Annotated in this window: 2 protein-coding genes; one reads left to right on the top strand and one right to left on the bottom strand. The window is 65.9% G+C overall.

Annotated features, from left to right (window positions below; translation table 11 throughout):
- Window positions 1–696 (top strand): molecular chaperone DnaJ (dnaJ, locus tag HMPREF9440_RS11835; protein WP_008541378.1); only part of this gene is annotated, 696 nt, incomplete at its 5' end.
- Between the two features lie 99 nt (window positions 697–795).
- Here the strand turns inward: dnaJ and HMPREF9440_RS03000 are convergent.
- Window positions 796–3,878 (bottom strand): efflux RND transporter permease subunit (locus HMPREF9440_RS03000; RefSeq protein ID WP_148516305.1); only part of this gene is annotated, 3,083 nt, incomplete at its 5' end.

Genomic DNA, 3,878 nt, shown 5'->3' on the forward strand with positions numbered 1-3,878 from the left:
GAGTGCTCGACCTGCCACGGCACGGGTGCGCGTCCCGGCACGAAGCCCACGACCTGCCCGACCTGCCACGGTTCGGGTACGGTGCGCGTGCAGGCCGGGATCTTCCAGGTCCAGCAGACCTGTCCGCACTGCCACGGCACGGGTCAGGTGATCTCGGATCCATGCCCGGACTGCCGCGGCGAAGGCATGCGCCGCACGGCGCGCGTTCTCAACGTCAAGATCCCCGCGGGGATCAACGACGGGCAGCGCATCCGCTTGGCGGGGAAGGGCGAACCGGGTCAGCGCGGCGGCGCGCCGGGCGACCTCTACGTCGAAATCCGCATCCGTCCGCACGACATCTTCGAGCGCGACGGGGACGACCTCCACACGGCGCTCCCGATCTCGTTCGTGACGGCGGCGCTGGGCGGCGAAGTCACCGTGCCGACCTTGGACGGCGAAAGCACGATGGCGATCCCCGAAGGGACGCAGTGCAACAAGACCTTCCGCATGCGCGGCAAGGGCGTCAAGAACCTCCGCACGGGCGACATGGGCGACCTCTTCGTCCACATCGAAATCGAGACGCCGGTGAACCTCTCCGCGAAGCAAAAGGACCTTCTGCGTCAGTTCGACGAGAGCGTCAAGGCGGACGGCGAAAAGCACAATCCGCGCGCGCAGGGCTTCTTCGACAAGATGAAGTCGTTCTTCACGCAGAAGTGATGCTCTGACAGTGCAAGGCGGCTCCCCGAAGGGGAGCCCCAAAAAACCGAGGCCGGCGCCCGAAAGCGTCGGCCTTAGTTTTTGGGGATCAGCCCCGGCTCATTCGCGCTTCTTCGCCTTCCGGGCGAACCACGTGAAGAAGACCGGGACGAAGATCGTCGAGATGAAGGTCGCGGCGATCATCCCGCCGAAGACGCCGGTGCCCATCGAGTGGCGGGCTTCGGCGCCCGCACCCGTCGCCAGAAGGAGCGGCACCACGCCCAGGACGAAGGCGAGCGACGTCATCAGAATCGGGCGGAAGCGAAGCCCCGCGGCTTCAATGGCGGCGTCGAACGGACCCTTCCCTTCCTCCATCTTCTGCGCGGCGAATTCCACGATCAGAATCGCGTTCTTGGCGGTGAGGCCCACGAGCACGAGGAGCCCGATCTGGAAGTAGATGTCGTTCGGACTCCCGCGCATCCAGACGGCGATCATGGCGCCCAGGAACGCGTAGGGCACGGCCAGCACGACCGCGACCGGCAGCGACCAACGCTCATAGAGCGCCGCGAGGATGAGGAACATCACGAGGATGCCGAAGCCGAACGCGGTCGCGGAGGACGCCCCGATCCTCTTTTCATGGAAGGCCTGGCCCACCCACTCGACCGTGTAGCCCTCGGGGAGGTAGGTCTGCGCCATTTCTTCGACGATGCGGATCGCTTCGCCCGAGGAAACCCCCTGAGCGGCCGCACCGATGATCTGCGCGCCGAGGTAGCCGTTCATGCGGCCGATGGCGTCGGCCCCCGACGTGCGCTCCCAGCTCACCAGGGTCGAGAGCGGAATCATGTTCCCCGTGGTGGTCGAGCGCACGTAGGCGCGGCCGAGGTCTTCGGGGCGCGTGCGGAAGGGCGCGTCCGCCTGCATCACGACGCGCACGGTCTTACCGTTGCGGGTGAAGTCGTTGATGTAGGAGGAGCCCATCAGGGCGGAGACCGTGTCGTAGACGTCTTCGGGCTCGACGCCGAGCGCGAAGGCGCGGTCCTGGTCGACCGTGAGTTTCAACTGCGGGCTGTCGGCGCGCAGCGAACTCCGAAGCCCCGTGAGTTCGGGACGCTCTTCCAGGCGCCGGATGAAGTCTTCCGTCACTTCCTGAAGCACGAGCGGGTCGTCGTTCCCGTGCGAGAGCACGTACCCCGAGAAGCCCGTCGTGCTCCCCAAGCCCGGAATCGGCGCCGGGGTCGTCGCGACGCCGCGCAGTTCAGGGTGCGAGCTCACGAGCTTCTGGAGGGTCGCCTGAATGTCGTCGGCGGACTCGGCGCGCTCATCCCAGTGCTTCAACTGCACGATGAAGGTGGCGGCGCTCGGGCGCACGTCGGACGAGAGCGTATCGAACCCCATCATCGCGACGACGTTCCTCACGGCCGGGAGCTTTTGGATTTCGACCAGGATCTCTTCGGCGATCTTCTCCGTTCGCGGGAAGGCGCTCCCCTCGGGGAGGCTCACCGCCACGCGCACGATCCCCTGGTCTTCCTTCGGAATGAAGGAGGTCGGGGTCGCCTGGAGGAGCTGCCAGCCCGCGGCCGTCACGACGACCAGAATCGCCGCGGAGATGACGCGGTGCTTCAGGGCCGCACGCACGACCTGGAGGAAGTACATTGTGAAGCGGGCGAGCGTCTGGTTGAACCAGACGAAGAAGCGGTTCTTCTTCTCCTCTTCGTGGGGCTTCAGAAGGATGGCGCAGAGGGCCGGGGTCAAGGTGAGCGCGACGAAACCGGAAATCGCGACCGAAACCGCGACCGTCACGGCGAACTGCCGGTAGAGTTCGCCCGCGATGCCGCCGAGGAACGCGACCGGAATGAAGACCGCGGAGAGGACGAGCACGATCGCGACGAGCGCCCCCGAGACTTCCTTCATCGCCTTCTGCGCGGCGGCGAAGGGTCCGAGGCCCTCGGTGCGCATGATGCGCTCGATGTTTTCCAGCACGACGATCGCGTCGTCGACGACGATGCCGATCGAGAGCGTCATCGCAAAGAGCGTGAGCGTGTTGAGCGAGAAGCCGAGAAGCCAGAGACCCGCCATCGTGCCGATCAGGGACACCGGGACGGCCAGCATCGGAATGAGGGTCGCGCGCCAGCTCTGCAGGAAGAGGAAGACGACGATGAGCACGAGGATGCCCGCTTCGCCCAACGTCCGGTAGACCTCGTTCAGGGACGCCGACACGAACACCGTCGTGTCGTCGGTGATGATGTAGCTCAAGCTCCCTTCGGGGAAGTGTTTGGCGAGCTCGGTGAGCTTCGCCTTGACGAGCGCCGCCGCGTCCATGGCGTTGGCGCCGGTCTGAAGGTACACGCCCACGTTGACGCCGGGCTTGCCGTCGAGGTCCACGCGGAAGTCGTAGCTGCGCTTCCCGATTTCGGTGCGCGCGAGGTCGCGGATCCTCACGAACCCGCCCTTGCCGTCCGACTTGAGGACGATGTTGCCGAATTCTTCCGGGGTAAGGAGCTGACCCGGCGCGGAGATCGTGTAGTAGAGCTGCTGCTCGCTCACGGTCGGCGTCGTGCCGAGGCGCCCGGCGGTGCGCTGCGCGTTCTGGGCTTCGACGGCGCTCTCGACGTCCTTCACCGTGACGCCCAGCTGCGCCATGCGTTCGGGGTCGAGCCAGATGCGCATCGCGGACTGGGTGTTCCCGAACACCGTGACGTCGCCCACGCCGGGGAGGCGCTTCAGTTCGTCGACGATGTTGAGGTTCGCGTAGTCCGCCATCGCGATCACGTCCATCGACTGATCGGGCGAGTGGAGCGCGACGGAGAGGAGCGAGTCGTCCGAGCGCTTTCGGACCGAGACGCCCTGATTGCGGACCGTGTCGGGGAGGCGCCTTTCGGCCGTACGCACGCGGTTGTTGATTTCGAGCATCGCGTCGTTGGGGTCCGTCCCCACTTCAAAGACGCAGGTGATCGAGATGTCGCCGTTGCTTCGGATGCTCGTGGTGTAGTAGAGAAGGCCCTCGATGCCGGAGAGTTGGTCTTCGATCGGCTGGGCGACGGTACGCGCCATCGTGAGCGAGTCGGCGCCTTCGTACGTCGCGGAGACGCGCACCATCGGCGGCGTGATGTCCGGGTACTGCGAGAGCGACAGGATGCGCATCGCCATCAGGCCGGAAATCACGATGATGAGCGAGAGGACCGTCGCGAAGATCGGTCGTCGGA

It is taken from the genome of Sutterella parvirubra YIT 11816 (assembly GCF_000250875.1).
GTDB lineage: Bacteria > Pseudomonadota > Gammaproteobacteria > Burkholderiales > Burkholderiaceae_F > Sutterella > Sutterella parvirubra.